The sequence below is a fragment of the uncultured Salinisphaera sp. genome (assembly GCF_964012375.1).
In the GTDB taxonomy this organism is placed as follows: Bacteria; Pseudomonadota; Gammaproteobacteria; order Nevskiales; family Salinisphaeraceae; genus Salinisphaera.
Window position 1 is genome coordinate 1 of record NZ_CAXGSH010000167.1, and the last position, 3423, is coordinate 3423.

The 3423-nt window shown below is 62.6% G+C and carries 4 protein-coding genes; 3 read left to right on the forward strand and 1 reads right to left on the reverse strand.

All coding sequences use genetic code 11. The features are described from left to right. The 3 genes from ABNU97_RS17460 to ABNU97_RS17470 all read left to right on the forward strand — a co-directional run. Positions 1 to 400 (forward strand): amidohydrolase family protein (locus ABNU97_RS17460; RefSeq protein WP_348767939.1); only part of this gene is annotated, 400 nt, incomplete at its 5' end. Between the two features lie 42 nt (positions 401 to 442). Continuing rightward, complete coding sequence (locus tag ABNU97_RS17465) at positions 443 to 1684, forward strand: sodium:proton antiporter (protein WP_348767940.1); 1242 nt, start codon at positions 443 to 445, stop codon at positions 1682 to 1684. 102 nt (positions 1685 to 1786) lie between these two features. Beyond that, a complete protein-coding gene (locus ABNU97_RS17470) occupies positions 1787 to 2311 on the forward strand; it encodes a phenolic acid decarboxylase (protein WP_348767941.1) in 525 nt (174 codons plus the stop codon). 10 nt (positions 2312 to 2321) lie between these two features. Here the strand turns inward: ABNU97_RS17470 and ABNU97_RS17475 are convergent, their stop codons facing one another. Next, complete coding sequence (locus tag ABNU97_RS17475) at positions 2322 to 3191, reverse strand: LysR family transcriptional regulator (protein WP_348767942.1); 870 nt, start codon at positions 3189 to 3191, stop codon at positions 2322 to 2324. Between the last annotated feature and the right edge of the window lie 232 nt (positions 3192 to 3423).

Here is a 3423-nt window from a genome sequence, read left to right on the forward strand (position 1 = left end):
GGTCGGTATCGGTGCGTATGCGGGTCAGCGCGATACCCGCTTCGACGAATGGCGCGCCCAGATCCAGGCACTGGCGGCCTGCGACAATGTGGTCGTCAAACTCGGCGGGCTGGCGATGCCGTTTGCCGGCTTCGAGTGGTCCTACGACCAACGCCCCGACTCGCACGAGTCGCTCGCGCAGGCCTGGGCACCGTATATCGAAACCTGTATCGAAGCCTTCGGCGCGACGCGCTGTATGTTCGAGAGCAACTTCCCGGTCGATCACTTCACCTGCGATTACGCCACGCTCTGGAACGCCTTCAAGTATCTGGCACGCGGCTGTTCGGAAGACGAAAAGAACGCGCTGTTCTTCGATACCGCGGCGCGGGTTTACCGTCTGGATTCGATATCGAGGTCGTGAGACAACGCGCTATCCTGTCGCGTTTTTGCCGGGGGACAGGCCGTGGGTCTGCTACAGATTAGCGCCATCGTGGTATCGCTGGCCGCGGTGCTCGCGTTCGTCAATTATCGCCTCGTCGGCCTGCCGACCACCATCGGCGTGATGCTGCTCAGCTTGATGGTGTCGGCCGCACTGGTCGCCGCGGATTACTTCGGTGTTCTGGCGGTTCGCGAACAAACCGGCAGCTGGTGGCTGGCCATCGACTTCAATCGAACGTTGATGGACGGCATGCTCAGCTTTCTGCTGTTCGCTGGTGCATTGCAGGTCAACCTGGGCGATCTGTGGAAGCATCGCTTTTCCATCGGCGTGCTGGCATCGGTGGGGGTGGTGCTGTCCACCGCGATCATCGGCTGCGTGACCTATCTGCTCGTGCCGTATCTGGGTTTTGAGCTGAGCTTTGTCTATTGCCTGCTGTTCGGCGCGCTGATCACGCCCACCGATCCCATCGCCGTGCTCGCCCTGCTCAAGCAGGCCGGGGTATCGCAGGAGCTTGAAACCAATATCACCGGCGAGTCGCTGTTCAACGACGGCGTGGCCGTGGTCGTCTTTCTGGCCCTGCTTGGCCTGACCGGGGCCGGCCATGTGGAGGGCGCGGGCGAAATCGCGCTGTTGTTCGTCCAGGAAGTGGTCGGCGGTGCGTTGCTCGGTCTGGCCCTGGGCGGGCTGGCCTTCTGGATGCTGCGCCGCATGGACGATCACCAGGTGGAGATTCTGGTCACCCTGGCCGTGGTGCTGGGCGGCTATCAGCTGGCGCTGGTGCTGCATGCCTCGGGGCCGATCGCCATGGTCATCGCCGGCCTGCTGGTGGGTAACCACGGGCGCCTATTCGCCATGAGCGACACCACCCGAGCGCATTTGGACACCTTCTGGGAAATCGTCGACGAAATCCTCAACACCGTGTTGTTCGTGATGATCGGCCTGGAGATGGTTCATATCACCCTCGACGGGCGCTATCTGCTGGCGGGCGTCTGCGCGATTCCGTTGGTGCTGATCACCCGCTACGGCTGCGTAAGCATGGCCCTGCAGCTGGTGCGCCCCTGGCATCGTCTGGGCGATAACGCCAGCGCGCTGCTGACCTGGGCGGGGCTGCGCGGCGGTATTTCGGTGGCCCTGGCTTTGGCGCTACCGCCCGGCGAAGCGCGCGATACGATCCTCACGATCACCTATTGCGTGGTGTTGTTTTCGATCGTGGTCCAGGGCTTGAGCGTGGGTCGGGTTATTCGCCGCTTGAACCGCGATCTCTGACATATCTAATTTTTCGATTTAAAAGCCGCAGAATCCGCGCTTTTTATATTCGATAAGCGGGTCGATCATGAGGTTCGATTTCTCGACTACGGGATGGACCCCATGATCACCGAAGAATCTTTCGAATCCACCCAGCCGGATGCGCTCGCAGCCTTCGTCGGCCGCCATTTCATCTACACCTACGACAACGGCTGGCAGTACGAGATGTACATCAAGAATGCCCGCACGATCGACTACCGTATTCATAGCGGCATGGTGGGCGGCCGCTGGGTTCGCGATCAGGCGGTGCATCTGGCGCGTTTGTCGGACGACGTGTGCAAAGTGTCGTGGAACGAGCCGACCGGCACCTCGGTAAGCGTGGCGGTGAATTTTGCCGAGCGCCATCTGCACGGTGTGATCTTTTTCCCGCGCTGGGTCGCTGATGCGCCCGAGAAGACGGTCTGTTATCAGAATGACCACCTGGAAACCATGCTGGAATATCGCGACGCTGGCCCGACGTATCCCACCCTGGTCATCGACGAGTTCGCCACGGTCACCTTTCTGGAGCGCTGCGACGTGGATGACGAAAGCGTGGTTGCACAGGCGCCGGATCAACTGCCGGAAGGCTATGCCGACCGTCGCAACTAGCGCTGCTGCCCTAGGCGTCGCGCAGCAGCTGGGCGAGTGCACGGGTCGCCGTACCCGCGTCGGCTTCGTCGGCATAGCAGAGCGCCAGTGGGATCGGACGCCGGGCAGGGCCGGACACGGCCAGCGGCACCAGCTGCCCGGCGTCGACATAGGGCGCGGCCAGATGCGCCGGCAACCAGCCCCAGCACAGCCCGCTGGCCACGGCCTCGACCGCGGCTTCAAGAGTGTTGACCTGCCAGACACGGCCGTTCGCTGGCGCCAGCGTGGCTGCCTTGGCCGATGCGCCTTCGCCGGTAATCGATACACAGCGATGCCCGGCCAGGGTGGACGCCGACAGGGGGCGGCCGCTTCGGTGGTGCAGCGCATGTGCGGGGCAGGCCAGGGCCAGCATGTCGACATCCAGTAGATGGCGCTGGTCTGTCCGGGCAGGCGCCCATGCAACGATTGCCAGATCGAAACCCGGTTCGCCGTATGCGGCCAGCCTTGTCGCTTCGCGTAGATCGATCTCGACCTGCGGGTAAGCGGCGCTGAAGGCGCGTAGCGCGGCAAACAGTTTGCTGCGCGGATAGATGCTGTCCACATGCAGGCGCACGCTGGCCTGGGTTTCGGTCAGGGCCAGCGCGCGTTGTTCGATGCGCAGCAGTTCGTCGACCAGCGGCACGGCTTCAGCCAGCAGGCTACGCCCGGCATCGGTGAGTTGCGCTTTGCGGCCGTCGATTACGAGCAGGTCAACGCCGGCGCGCTCCTGCAAACGAGCCACGGCATAGCTCACCGCCGACTGGCTGCGATTGAGGCGTTCAGCAGCCTGGGCAAAGCCGCCGTATTCAACGATGGCCTGCAGTACACGCCACTGTTCCAGAGTGGTCTTAGGAATACGCATCGCAGATCGATTCCGAACGTCGTTGAGTTCGTTGCATGACTTTTAATCTCGCCTGGTCGCTGTTTCTAATGGCGTATTCTCGCAGCCGCCCGACGCGCTGCTGCGACTGTTATTGCCGGGCTGGGCTCGCGTACCGGCCGGTAATCTTGCCGCGCCGATGCAGGGTTCGACCATAAATAGGGAAGCTCTGCATAACCTCTCGCGGATCGCGTTCGAGTCCTCACAGACGGTG

Coding starts and splice junctions, on each gene's coding strand:
- ABNU97_RS17470 (WP_348767941.1), top strand. CDS start 1,787: ATGATCACCGAAGAATCTTTCGAATCCACCCAGCCGGATGCGCTCGCA.
- ABNU97_RS17475 (WP_348767942.1), bottom strand. CDS start 3,191: ATGCGTATTCCTAAGACCACTCTGGAACAGTGGCGTGTACTGCAGGCC.